Origin of the sequence: Chryseobacterium tructae (assembly GCF_030409875.1) — a bacterium.
Classification (GTDB): Bacteria; Bacteroidota; Bacteroidia; order Flavobacteriales; family Weeksellaceae; genus Chryseobacterium; species Chryseobacterium tructae.
Map to the genome: position 1 here is coordinate 4488483 of NZ_JAUFQR010000001.1, position 23245 is coordinate 4511727.

Annotated in this window: 19 protein-coding genes, 1 tRNA gene and 3 pseudogenes; 13 read left to right on the forward strand and 10 right to left on the reverse strand. The window is 35.3% G+C overall.

The genetic code is table 11. The annotated features are described in order from the left end of the window. Nucleotides 1-92: 92 nt before the first annotated feature. Both QWZ06_RS22335 and QWZ06_RS22340 read right to left on the reverse strand, forming a co-directional pair. Nucleotides 93-746 carry a tRNase toxin domain-containing protein gene (locus tag QWZ06_RS22335; RefSeq protein ID WP_290301180.1) on the reverse strand — a complete coding sequence of 218 codons (654 nt, stop codon included), beginning with the start codon at nucleotides 744-746 and terminating at the stop codon, nucleotides 93-95. Then, the gene (locus QWZ06_RS22340; protein WP_290301181.1) at nucleotides 730-1455 is read right to left on the reverse strand and encodes a DUF434 domain-containing protein; all 726 of its coding nucleotides are present in this window, start codon (nucleotides 1453-1455) and stop codon (nucleotides 730-732) included. The genes QWZ06_RS22335 and QWZ06_RS22340 overlap by 17 nt, the downstream gene beginning before the upstream one ends. A gap of 391 nt (nucleotides 1456-1846) precedes the next feature. On the opposite strand from QWZ06_RS22340, the gene QWZ06_RS22345 reads away from it, so the two are divergent. Together QWZ06_RS22345 and QWZ06_RS22350 are read left to right on the forward strand one after the other, a co-directional pair. After that, the gene (locus tag QWZ06_RS22345) at nucleotides 1847-2701 is read left to right on the forward strand and encodes a hypothetical protein (RefSeq protein ID WP_290301182.1); all 855 of its coding nucleotides are present in this window, start codon (nucleotides 1847-1849) and stop codon (nucleotides 2699-2701) included. A gap of 120 nt (nucleotides 2702-2821) precedes the next feature. Next, complete coding sequence (locus tag QWZ06_RS22350; RefSeq protein ID WP_290301184.1) at nucleotides 2822-3679, forward strand: DUF4822 domain-containing protein; 858 nt, start codon at nucleotides 2822-2824, stop codon at nucleotides 3677-3679. Nucleotides 3680-3759: 80 nt separating this feature from the next. On the opposite strand, the gene QWZ06_RS22355 is transcribed toward QWZ06_RS22350, so the two are convergent. The 7 genes and pseudogenes from QWZ06_RS22355 to mce form a co-directional block, all read right to left on the reverse strand. Then, nucleotides 3760-4806 carry an MBL fold metallo-hydrolase gene (locus QWZ06_RS22355; protein WP_290301185.1) on the reverse strand — a complete coding sequence of 349 codons (1047 nt, stop codon included), beginning with the start codon at nucleotides 4804-4806 and terminating at the stop codon, nucleotides 3760-3762. Nucleotides 4807-4818: 12 nt separating this feature from the next. Continuing rightward, a pseudogene (locus QWZ06_RS22360) lies at nucleotides 4819-6397 on the reverse strand (Na+/H+ antiporter). Nucleotides 6398-6980: 583 nt separating this feature from the next. Further along, nucleotides 6981-7847 carry a helix-turn-helix domain-containing protein gene (locus QWZ06_RS22365; RefSeq protein ID WP_290301186.1) on the reverse strand — a complete coding sequence of 289 codons (867 nt, stop codon included), beginning with the start codon at nucleotides 7845-7847 and terminating at the stop codon, nucleotides 6981-6983. Between the two features lie 313 nt (nucleotides 7848-8160). Further along, nucleotides 8161-9912: an alkaline phosphatase D family protein gene (locus tag QWZ06_RS22370; protein WP_290301400.1), complete on the reverse strand. Its 1752-nt coding sequence runs from the start codon at nucleotides 9910-9912 to the stop codon at nucleotides 8161-8163. Between the two features lie 242 nt (nucleotides 9913-10154). Next, nucleotides 10155-10973: an FkbM family methyltransferase gene (locus QWZ06_RS22375; protein WP_290301188.1), complete on the reverse strand. Its 819-nt coding sequence runs from the start codon at nucleotides 10971-10973 to the stop codon at nucleotides 10155-10157. Nucleotides 10974-11238: 265 nt separating this feature from the next. Continuing rightward, a tRNA-Ile gene (locus tag QWZ06_RS22380) sits at nucleotides 11239-11312 on the reverse strand. Nucleotides 11313-11374: 62 nt separating this feature from the next. After that, nucleotides 11375-11773: a methylmalonyl-CoA epimerase gene (mce, locus tag QWZ06_RS22385; RefSeq protein ID WP_160138912.1), complete on the reverse strand. Its 399-nt coding sequence runs from the start codon at nucleotides 11771-11773 to the stop codon at nucleotides 11375-11377. 93 nt (nucleotides 11774-11866) lie between these two features. Between mce and rbfA the strand changes: the two genes are divergently transcribed. The 11 genes and pseudogenes from rbfA (at nucleotide 11867) to QWZ06_RS22440 (ending at nucleotide 22359) form a co-directional block, all read left to right on the forward strand. After that, nucleotides 11867-12226 carry a 30S ribosome-binding factor RbfA gene (rbfA, locus tag QWZ06_RS22390; RefSeq protein ID WP_290301189.1) on the forward strand — a complete coding sequence of 120 codons (360 nt, stop codon included), beginning with the start codon at nucleotides 11867-11869 and terminating at the stop codon, nucleotides 12224-12226. Nucleotides 12227-12229: 3 nt separating this feature from the next. Next, nucleotides 12230-13434: pseudogene (locus QWZ06_RS22395) on the forward strand (ABC transporter permease). A 48-nt stretch (nucleotides 13435-13482) separates the two neighbouring features. After that, the gene (locus QWZ06_RS22400; RefSeq protein WP_290301191.1) at nucleotides 13483-15108 is read left to right on the forward strand and encodes an endonuclease; all 1626 of its coding nucleotides are present in this window, start codon (nucleotides 13483-13485) and stop codon (nucleotides 15106-15108) included. A gap of 56 nt (nucleotides 15109-15164) precedes the next feature. Then, nucleotides 15165-15284, forward strand: coding sequence for a hypothetical protein (locus QWZ06_RS22405; protein ID WP_290301192.1), 120 nt, complete (start codon nucleotides 15165-15167; stop codon nucleotides 15282-15284). 64 nt (nucleotides 15285-15348) lie between these two features. Then, nucleotides 15349-16077, forward strand: coding sequence for a shikimate dehydrogenase family protein (locus QWZ06_RS22410; RefSeq protein WP_290301193.1), 729 nt, complete (start codon nucleotides 15349-15351; stop codon nucleotides 16075-16077). 83 nt (nucleotides 16078-16160) lie between these two features. Then, a complete protein-coding gene (locus tag QWZ06_RS22415; protein ID WP_290301194.1) occupies nucleotides 16161-17963 on the forward strand; it encodes a DUF349 domain-containing protein in 1803 nt (600 codons plus the stop codon). 64 nt (nucleotides 17964-18027) lie between these two features. Then, nucleotides 18028-19053, forward strand: coding sequence for a bifunctional diaminohydroxyphosphoribosylaminopyrimidine deaminase/5-amino-6-(5-phosphoribosylamino)uracil reductase RibD (gene ribD, locus QWZ06_RS22420; RefSeq protein WP_290301195.1), 1026 nt, complete (start codon nucleotides 18028-18030; stop codon nucleotides 19051-19053). A 64-nt stretch (nucleotides 19054-19117) separates the two neighbouring features. After that, nucleotides 19118-19282 carry a bacteriocin-like protein gene (locus QWZ06_RS22425; protein WP_290301196.1) on the forward strand — a complete coding sequence of 55 codons (165 nt, stop codon included), beginning with the start codon at nucleotides 19118-19120 and terminating at the stop codon, nucleotides 19280-19282. Between the two features lie 41 nt (nucleotides 19283-19323). After that, entirely contained in the window at nucleotides 19324-19509 is a 186-nt protein-coding gene (locus QWZ06_RS22430) for a bacteriocin-like protein (RefSeq protein WP_290301197.1), read from the forward strand. A 111-nt stretch (nucleotides 19510-19620) separates the two neighbouring features. After that, a complete protein-coding gene (locus QWZ06_RS22435) occupies nucleotides 19621-21651 on the forward strand; it encodes a YCF48-related protein (protein WP_290301198.1) in 2031 nt (676 codons plus the stop codon). 102 nt (nucleotides 21652-21753) lie between these two features. Beyond that, entirely contained in the window at nucleotides 21754-22359 is a 606-nt protein-coding gene (locus QWZ06_RS22440) for an IMPACT family protein (protein WP_290301199.1), read from the forward strand. 82 nt (nucleotides 22360-22441) lie between these two features. Here QWZ06_RS22440 and QWZ06_RS22445 read toward each other — a convergent pair. Then, a pseudogene (locus QWZ06_RS22445) lies at nucleotides 22442-23151 on the reverse strand (zinc metallopeptidase). Nucleotides 23152-23245: the final 94 nt, after the last annotated feature.

Consider the following 23245-nt stretch of genomic DNA (forward strand, 5'->3'; position numbering starts at 1 on the left):
TATCTTCTTAAAAATAGTGTATAAAAAGATGATAAGAATTTTCACGGCAAAAAGTAACGTCCAACCTCCTTCTTCCAGCTTCTAAACATTTTTTATTCATTGATAAACTTTTCCAGAAATCCTATCAGCTTTTTTCCGCCGTAATTCCAACGGATTCCGTGGCCTTCTTTTTCTCTGACTTCAAAAACAAGCTCATGCTTATAGTGAAAGAAGACATTCCACCAGGTTTTATTGTCTAAGATATATTGGATTTTCTGCATTACTTTTTCTTGTTTTTGCTGGTTATTTCCTTTGACTTCGCCCCAGAAATCATCTTCCGTTCTTCCGGTATGCTTTTCCCAGGCACGTTGGGCAATGGTCATTTCTTCATTAAAAGGTTCCTTGCAAGCTTCAATCAAAACTGAAGTCAACGGTGGAACTGCACTTTCATCACAAACACTGGCTGAAGTGAGCCTTTGTCCTAAAACAATCAGCCAATTTTCAAATGGAATAGCTTCCAGCTGTTTTGCCTTCACCTCATCTGTATCATGAGTACTGAAAATGGTGATAAATTGATTAAAAACATCTTCTCTTTTAATAGTAACTTCTTCATTAAAATAAGGGAGCTTCCACTCCAGAACGTTATCCTGAAACTTTTGAATATTCTCCGACAGAGTTTTTAAATGTTCTTCTGCCAGAATAGCCTGATATTTTCCCTTCCAGATATCTGAGATTAAAGGAATATACTGTTCAAACGTATTCATCATAACACTGTATCAGATTAACAAACAAATTTTCTTCTTTGATAAGGTATCCAACAAGATTGAACCAATCTTGACAATGATCCAGAATCCAGGCATCTGAAGAAATAACAGTAGCTGAACTTTCTGCAAGAAATTTATCCGGATTATATTGTAATTCCGCTTCCCAGTTAAGCTGATTTTCAACCGCAAAATTAAGAACCATCTGTTTTATTCTTCCACTATTGGAAACTGGCTGATCAAAGATCCAAACCAACTTCTGAATCTGGCTTTTTTGAAAAAATGCAGCGATAAGTTCTATCGCTCTCAAGGTTTGATTCACCCGCTTGTAGGTTCCATGAACACCGGAAAGATCCCGGAAACAGTTATCAACTCCTTCAAAAATATAGGCTTCTGACAACAGACTTTCCAGCAGAATCAACACATTAAAGCCATCAAGATAAAGAGTTTTGTCTTTCAAATCTGAAATATCCAGCTTTTTCAATTTTCTGTTATGAATTTGCCCTTCTGATGCTGAAGCTCCACGCAAGACTTGTATCTGTCGTGTTTTTAATCGGTATCTGTTTCCTACAAGATCAGACGCTGCTTTTTCTGCATATCCTCTTGTCAACAGAAATTGCATATCCTGAACAGCCAGTCTCAGTTTGCTGATCTGCTTTTCTGAACCGAACAATGTATCGTCACCTGTATTTCTTCCCCGGTTTCTGTTATTCATACTCAAAAATAGAGTTTTTAGAGATAAGATTCTTTACAATGACCTTCTAATGCGGAAACTTTAAACACTAATATCACTAATGTTTTTCACAAATGACACAATTGATATTGCATACAGAATATATCCACTAATGTCTAAAAGAAAAGATTAAAAAAAATAATTAACCACAAAAGGTACAAAAGATGTAAACACTTAAGGGATTTTAAGGTAAAAAATTTGGGCATAAAAAGCACACATAAGTTTTTGAAAATCTTTGATTTTCATATCCGCAATCATCTGCGAAATCTGTGTGATCTGCGAGAGACTTTACGATCTGCATCTTTATAATCTGTAAGAGAATAGTTTTTTCCTAAGGCAGTTTGTTGTACTTTTATAGGAAATGCACAAAGCTATGAAAATAAAGAACTCGTTTTTGTTTGTATTACTATGCTTCATTTTTTGTCTGTTAAGCTGTGAAAAGAAAACGAAAGAAAAGATCATTAACCTTACAGGTCTTGGTAAAAGCCAGGAAGTTCTGAAGACTCTTGATAACTTTGATAAAAACACTAAAACAATTCATGTACTTGTTGCCTTGTGTGATAATAAATATCAGGGAATTGTTCCGGTTCCTGAAAAAATAGGAAATGGTCAGGATCTTGATCAAAACTTATATTGGGGAGCCGCTTATGGAGTTCGAACATACTTCAAAAAGAGCAAAGACTGGAAATTTTTAAAGACCGAAAAAAAGGATTCAATAAGAATGGAAAGACTTATTTTCCAACATACTTCAAAGAAAAACTATTATCTGGTTGCCGATGCTTATGATGGACAATACATCAAAAACTGCACAAAAGATTTTTTCTATAGCAATTCGGGACAAATGAAGGATGTACTTCTCATTAATAATACCAAAATCGGACTTTACGGAAATGCTAAACTTGTGTCTTATGTAGGACATGACGGATTGATGGATTTCCAACTGTCTGAATCTTTTAAAAACACAGATGGACAAAAAAGGGATTGTATCATTCTGGCCTGCTATAGTAAACGATTTTTCTCCCCATTATTACAGGAAACCAAGTCTAATCCACTAGTTTGGTCGAGCCATCTGATGGCTCCTGAAGCTTATATTTTACATGATGCTTTAACGGGATATATCAATAGTGAATCAGGGGAACAGATGAGAAGCAGAGCAGCACTGGCGTATTCAAAATATCAGAAATGCAGTGTAAAAGCAGCAAGAAGTCTCTTGGTGACAGGCTGGTAATATCATATTATCTAACTGAATGTACTATTGGTTATATTTTTTACAACAAAAGAGATGTTTTATACAACAGTTTTATTATTTAATAGGAATAAGTTTGCAAAGACTTAAAAAAATACCCTTATGAATACACTGAAAAAATTATGTTATTTGTCTGCAGCGATACTTTTATCAGCTCCTTTCGTTTCATGCTCCAGCGATGATAACGAAATTATTATTGAGCAACAGACTCCCTCGCAGATTTTATCTTCTACTCCATGGGAAACTACAGGAGCTAAGGATAAAAATGGTGCTAATGTAGCCTTAACGGATGCTAGCGTAGCTGGTTATGTAGGATTTGCTTATTTCAAAGCAGATGGAAACTTTGCTATTTACAACTTAACCGATGTATTAAGATCAAGAGGAACATGGTCTGTAGATGCTCAAGGAAAAACAAGAACAATTGCTTCTTTAAATCCAGATGGAACAACTATTTTCACTCGTGATGTTGAAATTCTTGTTTTAAACAGAAATGAGTTCACATACAGAATCCGTCCTAATGCTGCCGATCCATCTGTTTATTATGATATTATCCATACTAAAACGGCTCATACAGAACCTAAAAACGGACAGCTAACGTTAGCTTCTACTCCATGGAAAACCACAGGTGCCAAGGATAAAAGCGGGACTGATGTAGCTTTAGACAATGCAAGCGTAGCTGGCTATGTAGGATATTCTTACTTCAAAGCTAATGGAACGTTTAAAATCTTCGGACTCAATGATGTCCTAAGATCTCAGGGAACATGGACTATTTCTCCTGATGGAAAAACAAGAACACTTGTTGCTTTAGATGCTAATGGTAATGTACTTTTCACTCGTACTGTGGATATTCTTGTTCTGAACGAAACTACATTTACCTACAGAATTACCCCTGACTCAACTAATCCATCTGTATTTTATGATATTATTCACACAAAGGATTCTCACAAAGAACCTCAGTAGTGATTATTTTTTGATAATAAGGAAAACCTGCTCAATATGGGCAGGTTTTAATTTTCTTCGCTAAGTATATTTGTTTTATTCTACCAGTATTCTTCCCACCATTTTTTCCAAGTTACATTTTCTAATTGATCGAGATCTACTTTTTCTCCTATAATGGGTAAAGTAATCGGCTGATTATTGTCTTCTGCATTTTTAGCGGCCAATTCTATCGGTTCAAACCATGCGTGCTGTGCTAATTTGAATTTTGAATGATGGACAGGGATAAAGTTTTTGGCTTTTAATTCTTGTACTTCTCCAATAAGCTGATCCGGTAATGTGTGAATGTATGGCCATTTTTCATTGTATTGTCCACACTCCAGTACAGCAAGATCAAATGGTCCATATTTATTTCCAATTTCGGTAAAGTGGTTTCCATAGCCACTATCACCGCCCAAAAATAGATTTTTAGTTGGGGTCTTCAGGACGAAGGAAGTCCAAAGAGAAATATTCCTGTTCAGCAGCCTTCCGGAAAAATGTCTTGCAGGGGTAAAAGTAATTCTAAAACCATCGGCAATATCGATGCTTTCCCACCAGTTTTTTTCAATGATTTTTTCAGGTGTCCAATCCCAATATTCAAAATGCTGACCTGTTCCCAATCCACAAATTACTTTTCCTACTTTATTTTTTAATGCCTGTACGGTTTTGTAGTCCAGATGATCCCAGTGATCGTGAGAAATCAATAGAAAATCTATATCCGGCATATGCTCTGATTTGTAATAATCTGCTCCCTGAAATGCTTTTATAGATCCAGGCATTGGCGAAGCATTGCCACTAAAAACAGGATCTATAAGGAACTTTTTACCATCAATCTGCATAAAATAGGAGCTGTGCCCAAACCATACCAGAATATTTTCTTCCGGAGAAAGGTTCTGTAAATCTGTGACGATAAAAGGAAGAGCTGATTTTGGCGAAGTATTTTCTACTTTACATAAACTATTAAAAAGAGCTTTGGTCATACTTTCGCCTTCTAATAAAGCTGGAGTAATAAGGATATTCTGAAATCTCCCATTGGCATAGTTGGGAAGTGTGCTGAAATATTCTTTTCTTTTTTCATCAGGAAACTGCCCGAGTTGTTTTACTAAATTCATTGCCTTATTTTTTTACATTCTCAGCCTTTCTTCTTCAAGATCCAGCCTGGTTAAATAATGTCTTATATATTCTTCGTCAATATTTGGATTGCGCCTGTTTTCTTCGCGAAGCCAGATGCGTTGTTGTTCCAGTGTTTCAAAATAAATTTCTTTAGCTTCATCAGACATCTTATGTACTGAATTTTCTTTGTCTTCCTGTTCCCATCGATCCATCAATTTATTGAAATATTCATTTTCACTTCGTCTCTCTTTATAGTTTTCATGAAGATAATCGAGAGCAACACGGCGCATTCCTCTTCGTAATAAATGTTCTGATTCTTCTTCAGACAGATACCCTCCTCCCGTATCCGATAAATGAAGTTTTTTGATCAATGCCGGCAGCGTAAGTCCCTGAATAATAAGAGTTGCCAAAATTACTATAAAAGTAATGAAAAGAATAAGATCACGATGTGGAAAAGGTTGACCGTTTTCCATCACTACAGGAATTGATAAAGCAGCGGCTAATGAAACCACACCACGCATCCCAGTCCAGCTCATCAGTATGGGAGCTTTCGTTCCTGGAGATCTATCGGCTACATTGATAAATTTCTCATAATCATCGTCACCAGAACGGCTCCAAAAGAAGATAGAAAACGTACGATGATCAGGACTGCCGTAATCAGTAATCCATACATGATTGCATCTGAAAGAGCTATTCCCTCTTTATCCAACCCTACCATGATTTCCGGAAGATCTAAGCCAATCAATAAAAAAACAATTCCGTTAATCAGGAATACAAAACTTTCCCATACGTTGGAACCTTTGAGTCTTGATTCTGAAGTCCTGAAGATTTCATGTCTTCTAATAGATAGAAACAATCCACCACTCACAACAGCCAATACTCCAGAAGAATGAACTTCTTCAGCAGCAATATACATTACATACGGCGCCACCAGGCTAAGTATAGCATCCATGTTGACATCGGTTGGAAATATTTTTTCAATTTTAAGAAAGATAAAAGCAAGTACAAGACCTATTCCCAATCCTCCGAATACCATCCATCCAAAGCTTACCACTGCATCCTGCCAGATAAACTGTCCGGTTGCTACGGCTACCATAGCAAATCTAAAAATGATAAGAGAGGAAGCATCATTGAACAGGCTTTCGCCCTCTAAAACAGTGGACAGATTTTTAGGGACTTTTACAAATTTCAAAATAGCACCTGCACTTACCGCATCCGGTGGAGAAACAATGCCTCCCAATACAAAACCTAATGCTAATGAAATCCGGGAATATATGAATTGGCTACAAAAGCAACTGATATAGCGGTAAGAAATACAACAATAAAAGCAAAACTGGTAATAATTCGCCTCATCTTCCAGATCTCCTTCCACGAAACGGCAAAAGCAGCTTCATATAATAATGGAGGCAGGAAAATGATAAAAATAAGCTCAGGATCAATTTTAATAGGTGGTAACCCAGGAATAAAACTGATCAGCAGGCCGGCAATTACCAATATTATGGGATAAGCAACTCTTAAACGATTCGCCAGCATAATGGCTCCAATAATGACCAGAACCAGTCCGAGATAATATATAAAATTCTCCACCATTTGTTTTTCAATTAATTGTGTGAATCTAATTTATATATTTTTTGAGAAATATGATTTGTTTTTTTGTCCGGTTTTCAATTCTGACAGAAAAATAAGTATACCTATTTTCTCCGGAATTGAATATGTTTCGCTTTTTCTGTTTAATAATTACTTTTTTCAGCTCTATTCTTCTTTCATTCTGATAGATCAAAGGTAGGAAGAGATGTACTTTGTAAACGGAGACACATTACCTGAAAACAGATACATTTTACTTTTTACATTTTCAGTTGTATAAAAATTTTCAATATTAAGTTTTGGCTAGAGCCGGATGATGTTTTATTTCTCGCAGATTGCACGGATTTCGCGGATGTTTGCGGATATGATTGAAAACAAAGTGTTAGTTTAGGTTTAATATTACTATCATTCATTACTCATAAATTAGCCCGGATAGTAACGGTTACCCCACAGCATAAGCCGGAAAAGCAGGATGGCCTGAGCCTGGAAGTGCGCTGGAGCGAGGAGTATGAGTGAATAGCCGGAAAAAGCTCCTAAAAAACAAAAGACAACCCATTGGGCTGCCTTTTATTATAGTGTATAAAATTGTCTATTGATTCCTGAAAACTTTGGGGGAAAGTCCTGTTTTCTTACGGAAGAACCGGGCGAAATAGTTAGGATAATCAAAGCCGAGACTATAGGATATTTCACTTATGGAAAGGCTTGTGTTTTTGAGTTTATCTTTGGCCAGTTTTACTACATAATCATGGATGTGATCTAATGGTGATTTTCCTGTAAAGTGCTTAATAAGATCGCCAAAATAATTAGGGGAAAGGTTACTTTTCTGTGCGAAATAAGATACAGACGGCAATCCTGCAAGATTTTCATTGTCTATGAAGTAATGATCCAGATTTTTGTAAAATTCATCGATTACTCTGTGGTAAATATCGCTTCTGGTATCAAACTGACGGTCATAAAAGTCTTTAACATAAGTAAGAATCAGATTGACATAGGAGATAATAACAGTTCTGGAATAATACTCTTTTTGAAATTCATGGTTTGCTTTTCTGAACAGATCCCATACAATAATTTCTTCTTCTTTCGTAAGAAAAAGGGCTTCATGGTTATTATAATGTACAAAATTATAATCTTTGGCATATTTTTCAAGGTACTTCGCACTTACCAGAATGGTATATCCGGATAATGGTGGGGCAATTTCCCATTCCAGTGTATTCTGGGGACAATCAACATACATATAGGAGGAAGCAGACTGATCTTCCAGAAGTTGATAAGCAGCCAACCTATTATCCAATGGAGGCTTAATTGCCAGAAGATAAAAATCTATGGCAACCGGTTCAGATTTTAGTCTGACTTCCTGTTTTCCGTCAAAATCAATAATATGAAGATCATCGCTTTTCAATCCATCAACATTCAGATAGTGGCAAAATTCCGATATGTTCAGTATTTTTATACTCATTGTGCAGGCTTTCAATAATTGTTGGTAAAATTAGATATTTTAAGCCTTGTTCTTATGATACATATTCAGGAAAAACGGATACATTTTACGGTTTGCGTTCTATAACTTTTATAACAAGGAATATCAACCCTTGTAATAGCAGCCTCGACTATGTATTTCAAATATATTTCTTGTCAAATGTAAATTTGATGGTAAAAATTCTTTTCTAAAACCTTCTTATATCTGTTCAAGATATAGAGAAATGGTCATAAAAAAAGCCACAGGATTACCTGCAGCTTTGTACAAAATTGAAAATAAGATATGTTCTTTAAAACTATGAGATTGTGTATTTTTTTTCTGTAGTCACATTATAAATATCGGAATTCACATTATCTACAAATCTCCATTCGGCATCTGAACTTCCAGCTGTAAATTTCACATGCAGATATCCTCTTTTATAAAGGTTAGCATATTCCAAATCATCGATCAGTGATGAAAATGCCTGAGCCAATGCGACAGCTTGGGTAGGATCTGATGTAATGCCAAGATAGCCTTCAAGACCTGGTGAAGAAACAGAACTACATGCCAATTCGGTTCCGATAACTTTTCCTTGTGCGTTGGTGAGTTTCCCTAGCCATGCATTGTGGGTATCACCAGCCAATACAATAATATTTTTACCTGTAAGAAGGGAATACAGCTGTTCTCTTTCCATGAAATAACCATCCCATGCATCCAGATTATAAGGTAAAGTAGTAGTAATTCTTGCTATTTCCTGTGGAGTAAGGGTGGGATCCTGAGCTTTGTACCTTCCTTTTATCACTAATAGCTGGGCAATTGTACTCTGAAGAGCCTGCATCGTAGCCGGTTGTGCACTTCCAAGTTTTTTTATTTCTGCTAAAATCTGATTGAGCAACATCAACAATTCTGCGGGAACCATCATTTTGGTCATCAGGATCTGTTGTCCCAATACTTTCCATTTTGCAGAATCGGCATTGATCTGAGAACCTAACCAAGTCATTTGTTCGCTTCCAATCAGCTTCCTGTTAGGATCTAAAAATGCTGTTTTAAATTTCACCTGATCAAAGTTTCCGGCAGCGTCTAAATAATCTGAATATTCTAATTGCTTATCTCTTGCAATCACTCTGGTATCCATCATATAAAGGGAAACAATATTTCCGAAGTTGAAGCTTCTGTAGATTCTGAGATCTTTTCCTGTTTTAAGAGGAATATATTCGCTGTATGCCTGAAATGCCGCTTTTTTTCTCAACTCAAAATCTCCTTCATCAGGCTGATGGTTCTCTGCTCCGGATTTATAAGTATCATTGGCATATTCGTGGTCATCCCATACGCAGATAAAAGGTTTTTTCTGGTGGGCTAACTGAAGGTTTTTATCACCTCTGTATTGCCTGTATCTTTCTCTGTAGTCGTCCAGATTCAGAATTTCTTTAGCCGGCTTATGAGCTCTTCCAAGTTGGTTTGTGTATGGATTGGTTCCGTATTGTCCCGGTGCATATTCATAGATATAATCTCCAAGATGTACCACTACATCTGCTTCAGATTTGGCAACGGCTCCATATACATTGAAAAGTCCTGCAGGAAAATTAGAACATGATACCACCGCCATTTTCACGTCATTTACCGAATCGGTCTTGGATGGTAATGTAATAGTTTCTCCCGTTACACTGGATTCTTTCGTTTTAAGGTTATAGAATCTGTAGTAATATTTGGTATTTGACGGTATATTCTGTACATCCACCGCCACAGTAAAGTCATTGATTGCTGAGGCATTAGCACTTCCTCTTCTTAAAATCTCAGAGAAATTGCTGTTTTTGCTTATTTCCCATGTAATTTCTGCATTTGTTCCTCCGGAATATCTTGTCCATATAATGATTCCTGTTGCTGTAGGATCAAAACTGGCTACTCCAGTATCAAACCCTGCATTCTTAAGATCATCAGGAGCTTTTCCATTGTCAGTAAAATCATCATCACTACAGCTTATAATCAGAGGAGCAATAAGAAGTCCTCCGGCAGCCAACAGTGAATTCTTTAGGAACCTTCTTCTGTTAAGATGATTATCATTTTCCATCATTACTTTTTTCTGCAAAGCAACGGGATCTGGAGAAGAAGGCTGTTAACTGAGTTTTAATTATTCTTTACGCTTTTTTTAAACATATGTTTAACATAAAATTTTATAAAGTTTTAAGGTAAAAGGACATTAAATACTTTGTCATTTCCAGAAAACGTACCTTATTAAAACTAGAATCTATGCTTATGGTAAAATCTGGTAATAACTGTAATCAATTACAGTAAAAAAGAATTATTTATTGATTATTTTCTTGTGGCATAAATCATTTCCAGCCCATTAACAGAACCAGCAGAAAGTACTTTAAATCCAAAAGGCAACAAGTCCTCTTTTAACTGATCTATTGTATAGGGATCATGTAGTTCTATAATGATATTGTCTACTTTTCTAAGCCATTCATTATTATCCTTTAAAAGGAACTGTTCTAACCCTTCAATATCTATTTTCAATAAATCAATATGAGCTATTCCCAACGTATTCATATAAGTGCTCATACTGTATGCCTTTACCGGATTCCCTTTTTCTACCACTGCATCTGAAATTCTAAAGTTATAGGATAAATCAGGGGAAGAAAGAAATACAGTTCCGTCTTTGGTGTCAATAGCAGCATGTTCAGCAATGATATTCTTTGAGAAAGAGATATTTTTCTTCAAAATTTTATAGTTCTCTTCTTCAGCTTCAAGGGCATATATTTTGGCATCAGGATACTGTAGGGCAAAAAATACAGATGTTAATCCTACATTCGCACCCAGATCTACTATAATGCTTTGATCCGATGTAAAAAGTTCTTTCGGAATCTGATACATTTTTCTCCAAAAAATCTCATAAAATATATCAAAATCTCCTGAGTACGTCCTGATATGAATGGGAATATTTCTTTCTGATAAAACAAGATTATATGCGATAACATCTTTATTCTCTTTTCCAAAAAAGTTATTTTTTTTAAACTCTGTACTGTATTTTTTAGAGTTTTTTATAAATGCTACTGCTTGAGAGAAAGAAGGGCTAATCTTAAAACAAAAGATAGCCTTAGAAAGAATTGTACTTAGTTTATTGATAAACATAATTTAGATATTGCCGGTTTAAATTGATAAAATCAATGTCTGAAAAAAACAATGTAAACCATTATTTTCTGAAGTTCCGCAAATATAATCATTCATCCCCATATAAAAACAGAGTGTATAAGTAATGTTTGATCTATCTAACCAAAATTCATCATAAGAAAATGAAGATTATCTCAAACCAGAAATGAAATTTATTATTACTATGTCTAATTTAATAAGCAAAAGGTATAAATAAAAAAAAGCACTCTAATTGAGTGCTTTTCTGTGGTCCCACCTGGGCTCGAACCAGGGACCACCTGATTATGAGTCAGGTGCTCTAACCAACTGAGCTATAGGACCTCAAAACTTGGTTAAATTTTGTGTTTGCAAAAATAGTAAAATTTCTTTCACTACAAAATTTTTTATTGCTTTTCTTGGCAAAGTTCTACCAGCACACCGTTTGTGGACTTCGGATGAAGGAATACAACTAATTTGTTATCAGCACCTTCTTTCGGTTCTTCAGAGATAAATTGAAATCCTTCTTTTTTTAATCTTTTTACTTCTTCCAGAATATTTTCGACTCCAAATGCCAAATGATGGATGCCTTCGCCCTTCTTTTCAATAAATTTTGAGATCGGACTTTCAGGATTACTGGCTTCTAAAAGTTCGATTTTGCTTTCTCCGGTTTCATAGAAAGAAGTTACCACCCCTTCCCTTTCCACTGTTTCTTTTTTATAGGATTCTTTTCCTAACAATTTAGCAAAAAGCTCATCAGATACTCCCAAAGACTTTACTGCAATACCAATATGTTCTAGCTTCATAAATACTAATAAATATAATTAATTCGTAAATTTGATACTGTAGCTGAATTTCAAAGTATCAATTCAAACAAAAGTACTAAATTTGCATAAATTATGGAAAGTAACAGACAAAGAAAAGTAGCACAGATTATTCAGGAGGACTTCGCAGAACTTTTCCGCAAACAGGCTTCTGAGAGCAAGCAAAGTATATTAGTATCCGTTTCAGATGTAAAAGTAACAGCTGATTTGGGTATCGCTAAAATTTATTTGAGTATTTTCCCTCAGGAACACCGTACAGCGGTAATGAAGGAAATTGAAGAAAACAAACCTCAATACAGAAATTTTATCGGCCAGAAAATGGCAAAACAGGTACGTATCATTCCTCAGCTTAATTTTTATTTAGACACAGCTCTAGATGACGTTGAAAAATTGGAAAGAGAATTAAGAGGCGAAGGCGATAATCCTGTTTTATAGATCTTGAAGAATATTGCATTTTACATAGCATCCAGATACCTTTTGGCAAAAAAAGGCAGTACCGCTGTAACCTTTATTACATGGCTCTCAGTAGGTGCCATGACGGTTGCTGTGACTGCAATGTTCGTCATTATTTCAGTTTTCTCAGGACTTGAAGACCTAAACAAAGATTTAATATCCAATCTTCATGCTGATTTGACGCTAAAAAGCGCATCAGGTAAAACCATTAAAAACCTGGATCAGGTGAATAAGGTTTTAAGAAGCAATAAAGAAATCGGTAGCTATTCCCGTATTATTGAAGAAAAGGTCTATATCAGCTTTAATGGAAAAGGTGATATTGCTTATTTACGGGGTGTAGATTCTGCCTATACAAAGGTAAATCCTATCAACAAAGATATTTTCTATGGAACTTACCCAAGTTTCAAATATTCCAATGAGGTATTGATGGAAAATAGTCTTGATAACAGATTATCTATCCCGGTAGACTCTTCCAATCATTATGCAACGGTATTTATGCCGAAGCCAGGAACGGGAATCATCAGTAAAGAAGAAGATATTTATAATAAAAGAGATATTCTGGTAACAGGAGTTTCCCTGGAAAAGACCAGATGGATAATTATATCATCTCTCCTATTGAACTTGCGGAAGAATTATTAACTCTCCCGAAAAATTCAGCTTACCAGATTGTTATTAAATTAAAAAATCCTGAAAATGCTGATGCTGTAAAACAAAGTTTACTTTCTTCTTTGGGTAAAAATGTTGAAATAAAAACCAAAGAGGAAGAAAATGCTGCTTTCTGGAAAATGATTAATACAGAAAAGATGTTCATCTATCTGATCTTTGCATTGGTTATTTTCATCACTACCTTTAATCTTGCAGGAGCTATCATTATCTTGCAGCTTGATAAAAAAGCGCAGGCAAAATCTCTAATTTCATTAGGCTTTCCTTTAAGCCATCTGAGAATGACCTATTTCTATACCGGAATTCTCATTGTTATTTCCGGAGTTATTACCGGTTTAATCTTTGGAACCGCCTTATGCTACTTCCAGCTTTACACCGAATTCTTCAGAGCCAATGAAGTATTGCCGTTTCCAGTAAAAATTGTGGGTAAAAATTATCTTATCGTTGCTCTTACCGCATCCGTTTTTGGCATTGCCATTTCATGGTTCTTTTCAAAGATCAGCAAAGAGTATATTACTAAAAATTAACACGTTTCAGTTTCGTTTTTTTGTACCTTTACGCCCCAATTTAAAAAAATGAAACGAATTTTATCCTTTTTTTTATTAAGCTTTGCATTCCTTAATGCATTTGCACAGGCTCCAGCCGGTTATTATAATGGTACAGCCGGTTTAACAGGTGCCGCACTTAAAACAAAACTAAACCAGATTATTTCTGCGAATTATGTCACAAAGTCTTACAATGATCTTTTAACAGGATATGTACAAACTGATACTGACAATTTTTATGAACATGATGGGACTGTTCTTGATATCTATTCTGAAAAGCCGTCTGCAGTAGATCCTTATGTATTCAATCATATTGCAGCAGACCAATGCGGAACTTATTCAAACGAAGGAGATTGTTACAACAGAGAACATATTGTTCCTCAAAGTCAGTTTTCTAAAGCATCACCAATGGTTTCTGACATTCACTTCATCCGCCCTACAGATGGCAAAGTAAATGGAATGAGAAGTAACCATCCATTTGGAAAAGTAGGCAATGCAACCTTCACATCTCAAAACGGATCCAAGCTAGGTAACTCAACTACACCAGGATATACAGGTACTGCATTTGAACCAATTGATTCTTTTAAAGGTGACGTAGCCAGAATGATTTTTTATTTTGTAACCAGATATGAATCACAATTACCTGGTTTTAAAGCACCTGCAAACACAGGAAATATGCTTGGATCGACTACTTTTCCTGGATTACAAACTTGGGCACGAGACCAATACCTTCTATGGAATGCTATGGATCCAGTATCTGATGAAGAAATCGCTAGAAACAATGCATCTCAGCAATATCAGGGAAACAGAAACCCATTCATTGATAACCCTGACTATGCCAATTTGATCTGGGGAACTCCAGTGATAGACAATCAGGCTCCTACAGCACCTACCAATCTTATTGCTACCAATCCTTCAGCAACTACAATGGATTTAAGCTGGACAGCTGCAACTGATAATGTTGGAGTAACAGGTTATGATATTTATGTTGGTACAACATTAAAAACAAGCGTATCCGGAAATTCAGTAACTGCTACCGTAACAGGATTAGCTCCACTTACACCATATACTTTCTATGTAATCGCTAAAGATGCATTCGGAAATGCTTCACCACAAAGTAATATCGCCAATGGAACTACTCTGGACGGCCCTGTAGGAACCGGAAATTGTGGTATAGAAGACTTTAACAGTATTCCCGGTTCAGACAACAGCTATACTGATAGAACATGGACTAATAATGGTATTACATGGACTTCAACAAGTACCAAGATTGATGAAAAGATCAATGCTACAAGAGCAATTACTTTTAGAAATGGAGAGCTTACAAGTTCTTCCATCTCTGGTGGTATTAAAAGCTTAACACTTACCACTCAACGAAAATTATCAGGTTCAAATGGAAGTTTGAATATTTTCATCAATGGAAATAATGTAGGTACTATCCCGTATACTGCTACAGAAGTAACTACAACGATTGATAACCTTAATATCAGTGGAAATATCATCATCAAAATTACCAGCACAACGTCTAACAGACCTACTCTTGACGATTTAAGCTGGACATGCTACAGTGGATCATTAGCAACTACTGAAACCAAGAAAGACAAATCAGAATTCACAATCTATCCTAATCCGGTAAGAAACAATGAACTGTTGTAAAAGGTGAAAACCTTAGCAAAATTTCAAAAGTTCAGATCTACGACCTTTCAGGAAAAGTGATTGAAACACTTGCTAATCCTTTCCAAAATTCAAATAAAATCAACCTTAAAGGCTTAGTGAAAGGAACTTACATCTTAAAAACAGATAATTTCTCTACAAAATTCATTGTAGAATAATTATTATAAAATATTTCAAACTAAAGGCCGGATTTATCCGGTCTTTTTTTATAATTTTGATCGTATGGATTCCAATAAAAAATTAGGATTGATAGGTCGAAATATTTCCTATTCTTTTTCTAAAAAATTCTTCGAAAATAAGTTCCAAAAGCTTATGCTTAAAGGTTTCTCCTATGATATTTTTGATTTGAATGAAATCAATGAAGTAGAAAACCTTTTCTCATCACCCGAATTATTAGGCTTCAATGTTACCATTCCTTATAAAGAGCAGATCATCAGTTATCTTGATGAATTAAGTGATGAGGCAGAAAAAATAGGGGCAGTCAATTGTGTTTTAATTCAAAACGGTAAAAAGACCGGATATAATACGGATGCTTTCGGTTTTGAAAAGACTCTGCTTCTTCATAAAAGACCATCACATGACAAAGCACTAATCTTAGGGAACGGAGGAGCGGCAAAAGCTGTAAAATATGTTTTAGACAAACATAATATTCCCTCACAAACCATTTCAAGAAGCACGGAGATCAACTTTGAAAATCTCGATAAAGAAACCGTACAGAAACATCAGATTATTATTCAATGTACACCGGTAGGTACATTTCCAAATGTTGAAGACTGCCTGACTTTTCCTTTTGAGGCACTTTCTTCGGAACATTTGGTTATTGATTTAATTTATAATCCCAACTATACGCAATTTATCATCAATGCTTCCGAAAAAGGAGCAAAAACGGTAAACGGTTATTATATGCTTGAACAGCAAGCAGAAAAAGCTTGGGAAATTTGGAATTTTTAAAAAAAATAACATAAATTAGTACTTTAATTGGCCTTAAAGCTATATTTAAAGGATATTAACGCCACTCACATAAAAGATTTGCTATGACTACAGAAAACAATCTTTCTGAAAACGAAGAAAAGAAAAATCCTAACGAAGTATCTCAGGAGACATCAGGAAACACTGTTGCTCATGATGCCCATTCCCACGAAGATGATGCTGAACACCTGGAAGAACATGAAGAAGTTGAAATATCTCTGGCCGATGCCCTGAAGGAAATGGAAAAACTCATCAATGCATCTGATGCGGGTGAGAATTCTAAAAAATTCAATCAGCTAAAAGAAAAAGCAAGTCACCACATCCATGATGAAGTAGAAGATAAAAAGCACGAGTTTGCAGAAGCCGGTAATGCTCCTGAAACGTTCAGTTATGAGCATCCATTACAAGCTAAGTTTTCTGCTTTGGTTAATATTTTCAGAGAAAAACACGATGCATTTCAGAAAGGACAGGAAGAAGAACAGAAGAAAAATCTGGAGCATCGTCAAAACATTATTGAAAGATTAAAGAATCTATATACCAATTCAGAACCTGGAACTAATCTTTTCAAATCCATTCGTGAGATCAAAGAAGAATGGTCAAGAGCCGGACAGGTTGCCAAATCTGAATTCAAGATTCTTAATAATAATTATTTTCACCACCTGAACCAGTTTTATCAAATGCTGGATCTGAATAAGGAATTTTTGGAGCAGGAATACAGTCATAATCTTGAAAAAAGACAGCACATCATTGCCCGTGCTCAAGAGTTGGAAAATGAACCTGTTATTCAAAAGGCTTTAAACGAGCTTCAGTATCTTCATAAACTATGGAAAGAAGAAGCAGAACCTGTAGCAGAAGAGTTTCGTGAAAAAACATGGGAAGAATTCAAAGAAATTTCCAATAAAATTCACGAAAGAAAATCTGAACTTTCGGCATCCATTGAAAAAGAGCAAACAGCCAATCTTGAAAAGAAAAATGAGATTATCGCTGAAATTAAGAAGCTTTCAGAACCTTCTGAAACACCTAATCACAACTATTGGCAGAATTCCATTAAAAGAGTGGAAGATTTACGTTCTGATTTCCTGAAAACAGGAAGTGTTCCTAGAAAACTGTCCAATCAAAACTGGAATGATTTCAAAACAACTCTAAGAGGATTTAATACAACAAAAAACAATTATTATAAATCCTTAAAAGGTTCTCAGCAGGCTAATCTGGAAGAAAAACTTAAATTGATTCAGACGGCTCAGGATAATCAGAGTAATGAAGAATGGGATATTGCTGTTCCATTGTTCAAAAAACTTCAGGAAGACTGGAAAAAAATTGGTCACGTTCCAAAAAGTATGACCAATAAAATCTGGGATGAATTCCGTGATGCTTGTAATGCTTTCTTTAACAATTACAGAGAAAAGAGCAATACTTCTACAGATAACTGGAAAGAAAATTATAAAAATAAAAAAGCTCTTCTTGAGGAATTGAAAACAGTTTCCAACGACGAAGGTAGCATCGAGAAGATCGAAGCCATCAAAACAGCCTGGAATAATATTGGAAAAGTTCCAAGAGATAAAATTTCAATTAACTCTGAATTCAATAAGACTTTAAGAGAGAAACTGAAGATCAACAAGATCAACGAACTTGAACTGAAAGAAGAAGGATTATCAGAAAACCAACTTACCGATAAAGCAAGAAAAATCAAAAATCAAATTTCTGATCTTGAAGGTGAAATCGTTAAGCTTGAAAATAACCTTTCATTCTTTAATAAGCCATCAAGAGAGAATCCTCTATTAAGAGATACTTATAATACGATTGATGAGAAAAAAGCTCATCTGGAAACTTTAAAGCAAAATCTCCACAACATTATTGCAGGAGAATAAATTTTAATACAACACATAAGGGCGGAGCAAAGCAATTTGTCTTCGCTTTTTTCTTTTTATCAATATGAATAACGACGAACTATATATTAAAAGATGCATTGAATTAGCTCAAAAGGCTATTGGCAAAACCTATCCTAATCCTCTCGTTGGAAGTGTAATTGTTCACAATGGAGAAATCATCGGTGAAGGTTATCATCATAAAGCAGGAGAAAATCATGCTGAGATCAATGCGATCAACTCTGTGAAAGACAAAAGCCTGATTCCTGAGTCAACGATCTATGTTTCGCTGGAACCATGTGCCCATTACGGTAAAACGCCCCCATGTGCTTTAAAAATTAAAGAACTTGGTTTTAAAAAAGTAGTTATTGGTGCTATGGATTCTCATGACAAAGTGAATGGAAAAGGAAAAAAAATTATTCAGGATGCAGGAATAGAAGCTGTTTCAGGGATTCTTGAGAAAGAATGCATTGAGCTAAACAAAAGATTCTTCACCTACCATGAAAAGAGAAGACCTTATATCATCCTGAAATGGGCAGAATCAGGTGATGGATTTTTAGATAAAGATTTTAAACCCACAGCTGTTTCAAATGCTCTGGTTAATCAGTTCGTTCACCAATTAAGAGCAAACGAGCATGCTATTTTAGTAGGCACACAAACTGCTTTACATGACGATCCAAGTCTTACTGTCAGAAATGTTGAAGGCACAAACCCAATCAGAGTTTTAATTGATTTTGACTTAAAAGTTCCGAACGGCTTTAAAATCTACAACAGTGAAGCAAGAACATTGGTTTTAAATGCTGGAAAAGAAGGAAAAGAAGGTCATATAGAATTCATTACAATCAATAAAAACAACTTCTTGCCTGATTTGATGGAAGCTTTATACAAAGAACAGATTCAATCCATCATTATTGAAGGCGGCCGTTTCACTTTACAGCAATTCATTGATGCTGGTCTTTGGGATGAAGCCATTGTTATAAAAAATGAAAATCTAAAATTGGAGAATGGGACAAAAGCCCCGGAATTCAATCATATTCCTAGTAAAATAGAAAATTATAGAGATAATACCATTTCTTTTTTCAAATCAAAATAGAGCCACTTTATCACCGTTGAAAGAAATAATTTCTTACCTTAGTAATATCCAAAAAAATATTACCATGAAAAATGTAAAGAAAATTTCAAGACAGAGTTTAAAAAAAGTAAAGGGAGGTATTGCTCCTGAATGTTGTTCATTTTACCCACCATCATTACAACACTGCTGTGCTACTCCTTCAAGCATGAGCTGCCCACCGCCTTGGGCAGATGGATCATTTCCATGCTAATATTATTATATTGAACAAATTAATCAAACAAAAATATTACCATGAAAAATTTAAGAAAATTATCCCGAATCGGGTTAAGAGCAATCCAAGGAGGCGCTGTTTTTGTAACCTGTACATTACCTAACGGACAATCTACACGATGCAGAGATAAGTGTCCAGAAGATTTTTGTGGCCCGACAAGCTATATGTGCTTGATTCCAATGGATCTTTGTGGAGACGGAATGTAAGAGTTAATATTACATTCAAAAAAAAAGATATATGCCATCAAAATTTGATGGCATATATCTTTTGAGCGTAATTTGTCAATACTTTTATTAGTTTTGTAAAAAACTAATAATATGCACAAATATTTCTCTATTCTTTTTTTGAGCTTGAGTTCCATTATCAACGCCCAGGAATGGAAATTTTTAACTCCTGTAAAAGGATATTCTGTAATTAGTAATTTAGAAGTCACTCCTAACCAAACCCTGTACCTTTTAGATAATACCAATCACTTAGGAATTGTTGCGTCCTCCAAAGATAGTGGAACAACCTGGCGAAAGCTTTTCAAGGATGGAGCACTGGATATACAGATGCTTAATGATAATGTAGGTTTTGTTTTAAAAGGTCATCAGATTTTTAAAACTACAAATGCCTTTACTACTTCTACTCCTTATAATGTAGGCGGAGATTTTTTGAACAAAATGTATTTTGTCAATGAATCCGTTGGCTTTGTTTGTGGTAATATAGGTGTAATTTATAAAACCATAAATGGCGGAACCAATTTTACTCCTACATCCCTTTCAACCAATACTACCTTAAATGATGTTTTCTTTATCAATCCCAATATAGGATTTGTATCCGGGAATAACGGAACCTTATACAAAACAACCAATCAGGGTGCGACCTGGACTGCAACTTCGTTGAATACAACAGGACTTGAAAAAATCCTTTTTATTAATGACACTGAAGGGTATGTTACAGGAAATACTGGTGGGATTTTCAAAACAACAGACCAGGGAAATACCTGGACTGCTCTAACGACCAACACCCAATATCGTTTGTTTGATATAAAATACAATGCAGGAAAACTGTATGCTGTAGGTCAAGATAACAGATTATTAAAATCTTCAGATATGGGACAGACCTGGACACAACAACGATTGATTGAGGCCTTTCCCTATAACGAGCTCTATTCCATAGCATTTATAAATAATAATATTATGATAGGAGGCAAGTCTAATATTTACAAATCTACTGACGGAACAAACTGGAGCATCCAGGTACCCGGCGTATATAATTCTAGCTTAAAAAGTATTTCTTTTGGTAATGATGATAAAGGAACTATCGTTGGAAATCAAAGTGGTTTTAGTGTAGTGTATTATACTGAAAATGGTGGCTATAATTGGGTCAACAAAAAAGCAACCTTTACTCTAGATGCTTTCAAAGGTGTACACGTAAAAGAAAATGGCAAAGGAGTTCTCATTGCTAATGGAGGTCATTATTTTACATCCGATTTTGGCAAGACCTGGGACACCGGAACCACAACTAACCATCCTACATTTGTATCTCCTTTCTGGCTCAAAAACAATGGTGATCTTCTGCTAGGAACAGCATCTCCCTATTCCACACCTAACAATGGAATACATTTATTAACAAATTCTTACACCTCACATTTTACCCCAACAGATAAAGTAGAAACCATACAGTTTTATAATGATATGATAGGCTATGCGGGAACATATAAGAATCTTTATAAAACAACAGATGGTGGATTAACCTGGAATATCATCTATACCCTTCCCACATCCATAAACTACATCAATATTATTAATGCAAACAAGATACAGATAGGTACTGACACTGGCGAATATTACATTAGTAATAATGCAGGTTCTACCTGGACGGAAAACACGAGCAATATCCGTTATCATTATATTGATGAGTTAACTGGTTATTATTTTGACTCCGGTTTTAATATATACAGGACAACAGATGGAGGTCTAACCTCACAACTTGTTGTTCCAGAAAATAATGATATGGTATCCTTTAATGCTATAAAATATTTTAAAAATAAAATCATTGCCGTTGGTACAAATTCAGATATTTTCATTGTAGAATTCCCTAACCAATCCCTTGGAACCAACGAAACTGAGAAAACAAAAGATAATCCAAGTATTCAGATATATCCTAATCCTACCACATCCTCAGTGTACTTTAAAACACCAGTAGCTTTAGATAAAGTTCAGGTTTATGATATTCAGGGAAAAATAATGGCATTTACCAAAGAGAGCAATGGAATTAATATCTCACAACTGGAACCCGGAGTTTATTTTGTGAAATTTGAATCCAATGGAAAATGGTTCACCCAAAAAATAATAAAAAATTAAAAATACTGAAGAAGCTCTCGGAATTCCGAGAGCTTCTTTTCCAATAAAGGTGCAAGTTTATAAAGCATTTAATACTTTTGCATAAATAAAGAGGAGTACAGCATGACGTTTGAATACAAAACCATAGAAAAACCCATAGAAAATACTTTATTAAAAGAAAAAGGAAGCAAGTTTATCGGATTTGCTTTCCCGGTTACCAATGAAAAAGAACTAAAGGCTGCATTGGAAAAGATCAGGGAAGAACATCCAAAAGCAACACATCACTGTTATGCTTTCAGAATGGGATTAAATGGTGAAAACTATCGTGCTAATGATGATGGTGAACCTTCCGGAAGCGCGGGACTCCCTATTTATAACCAACTTTTAGCTAATGAAATAACCAATGTTCTTGTTATTTCAGTTCGTTATTATGGGGGAACAAAACTAGGGGTTTCAGGGCTAGTAAAAGCCTATAAAGAATCTGCTAAAATCACCTTAGAAGAAGCCAATATCATCACAAGAGAACTGGAAACAGAAATTGAAATTCAATTCAACTTTAACCAACAAAACATTATTTTCACTTTGCTGTCAAAATTTGATGCTAAGGTTCTCAATTTCGATGCTAACGAAAACTGTATTCTTACCGCTTCATTAAAGCTGGCTCAAAAAGAAAGCATTTCAGAAAAACTATCAGAAATGCAACATGTTTCATTCGAGTTCAACGATTAGTCTACAACTTATCCTCATCAATAAAAAAAACATCTCAGAAAATATCTGAGATGCTCTATATTTCATTTGAAGCTAAAGATCATTAATCTCTTCTTCCACCAAGAAGCAAAGATCCCCAGTAAAGAAGCTGAGCCAAAGATCCTAAAGCTGCCACCACATAAGTTCTTGCAGCCCATTTTAAACTATCCTGAACTCCAACAAACTCTTCAGCTGTTACTGTTCCTGTATCTTTAAGCCATTTCATGGCTCTGTTACTGGCATCATATTCTACCGGCAATGTTACAAAAGCAAACAATGTTGTCACGGCAAACATCGCTACTCCAATAGCCAAAATAGCCGTATTTCCGTTAGGATTATCTACAGTTCTGGTGGCTGCCATGATCGCAATACCTGCAATAAGGACAAACTGCATTAGATTGGAACTTATATTAACAACAGGAACTAATTTTGAACGTAAATTCAACATTGAGTATCCTACCGCATGTTGTACGGCATGTCCACATTCATGAGCTGCCACAGCTGCCGCTGCTGCATTTCTTTGCATATATACGCCTTCAGAAAGATTTACTGTTTATCTGCCGGATTATAATGATCCGTCAACTGCCCGGGAACTGATATTACCTGAACATCATTAATCCCGTTATCTCGCAACATTTTTTCCGCTACTTCTTTTCCCGAAAGGCCATTTCGAAGATGTACGTTGGAATAATATTCAAATTTTGATTTCAACCTGGACGAAACCCACCAGCTCACCAGCATTGAAATACCAATAATGATATAATAACCCGTCATTTTTATTTAGATTTTGTGTTCAATTTTTAAGCATAATGATATAAAAACTGTGCCAAAGTATAAGATATTATTATTTATATTTGTCATTAAATTA

Excerpts from the sequence above, each read along its gene's own strand:
- QWZ06_RS22430 (WP_290301197.1), top strand. The coding sequence starts at position 19,324 with ATGAAAAATTTAAGAAAATTATCCCGAATCGGGTTAAGAGCAATCCAA.
- QWZ06_RS22345 (WP_290301182.1), top strand. The coding sequence starts at position 1,847 with ATGAAAATAAAGAACTCGTTTTTGTTTGTATTACTATGCTTCATTTTT.
- QWZ06_RS22335 (WP_290301180.1), bottom strand. The coding sequence starts at position 746 with ATGATGAATACGTTTGAACAGTATATTCCTTTAATCTCAGATATCTGG.
- QWZ06_RS22425 (WP_290301196.1), top strand. The coding sequence starts at position 19,118 with ATGAAAAATGTAAAGAAAATTTCAAGACAGAGTTTAAAAAAAGTAAAG.
- QWZ06_RS22370 (WP_290301400.1), bottom strand. The coding sequence starts at position 9,912 with ATGGAAAATGATAATCATCTTAACAGAAGAAGGTTCCTAAAGAATTCA.
- QWZ06_RS22365 (WP_290301186.1), bottom strand. The coding sequence starts at position 7,847 with ATGAGTATAAAAATACTGAACATATCGGAATTTTGCCACTATCTGAAT.
- QWZ06_RS22415 (WP_290301194.1), top strand. The coding sequence starts at position 16,161 with ATGACTACAGAAAACAATCTTTCTGAAAACGAAGAAAAGAAAAATCCT.
- QWZ06_RS22340 (WP_290301181.1), bottom strand. The coding sequence starts at position 1,455 with ATGAATAACAGAAACCGGGGAAGAAATACAGGTGACGATACATTGTTC.
- QWZ06_RS22400 (WP_290301191.1), top strand. The coding sequence starts at position 13,483 with ATGAAACGAATTTTATCCTTTTTTTTATTAAGCTTTGCATTCCTTAAT.
- ribD (WP_290301195.1), top strand. The coding sequence starts at position 18,028 with ATGAATAACGACGAACTATATATTAAAAGATGCATTGAATTAGCTCAA.
- QWZ06_RS22350 (WP_290301184.1), top strand. The coding sequence starts at position 2,822 with ATGAATACACTGAAAAAATTATGTTATTTGTCTGCAGCGATACTTTTA.
- QWZ06_RS22440 (WP_290301199.1), top strand. The coding sequence starts at position 21,754 with ATGACGTTTGAATACAAAACCATAGAAAAACCCATAGAAAATACTTTA.
- rbfA (WP_290301189.1), top strand. The coding sequence starts at position 11,867 with ATGGAAAGTAACAGACAAAGAAAAGTAGCACAGATTATTCAGGAGGAC.
- mce (WP_160138912.1), bottom strand. The coding sequence starts at position 11,773 with ATGAAGCTAGAACATATTGGTATTGCAGTAAAGTCTTTGGGAGTATCT.
- QWZ06_RS22410 (WP_290301193.1), top strand. The coding sequence starts at position 15,349 with ATGGATTCCAATAAAAAATTAGGATTGATAGGTCGAAATATTTCCTAT.
- QWZ06_RS22355 (WP_290301185.1), bottom strand. The coding sequence starts at position 4,806 with ATGAATTTAGTAAAACAACTCGGGCAGTTTCCTGATGAAAAAAGAAAA.
- QWZ06_RS22375 (WP_290301188.1), bottom strand. The coding sequence starts at position 10,973 with ATGTTTATCAATAAACTAAGTACAATTCTTTCTAAGGCTATCTTTTGT.
- QWZ06_RS22435 (WP_290301198.1), top strand. The coding sequence starts at position 19,621 with ATGCACAAATATTTCTCTATTCTTTTTTTGAGCTTGAGTTCCATTATC.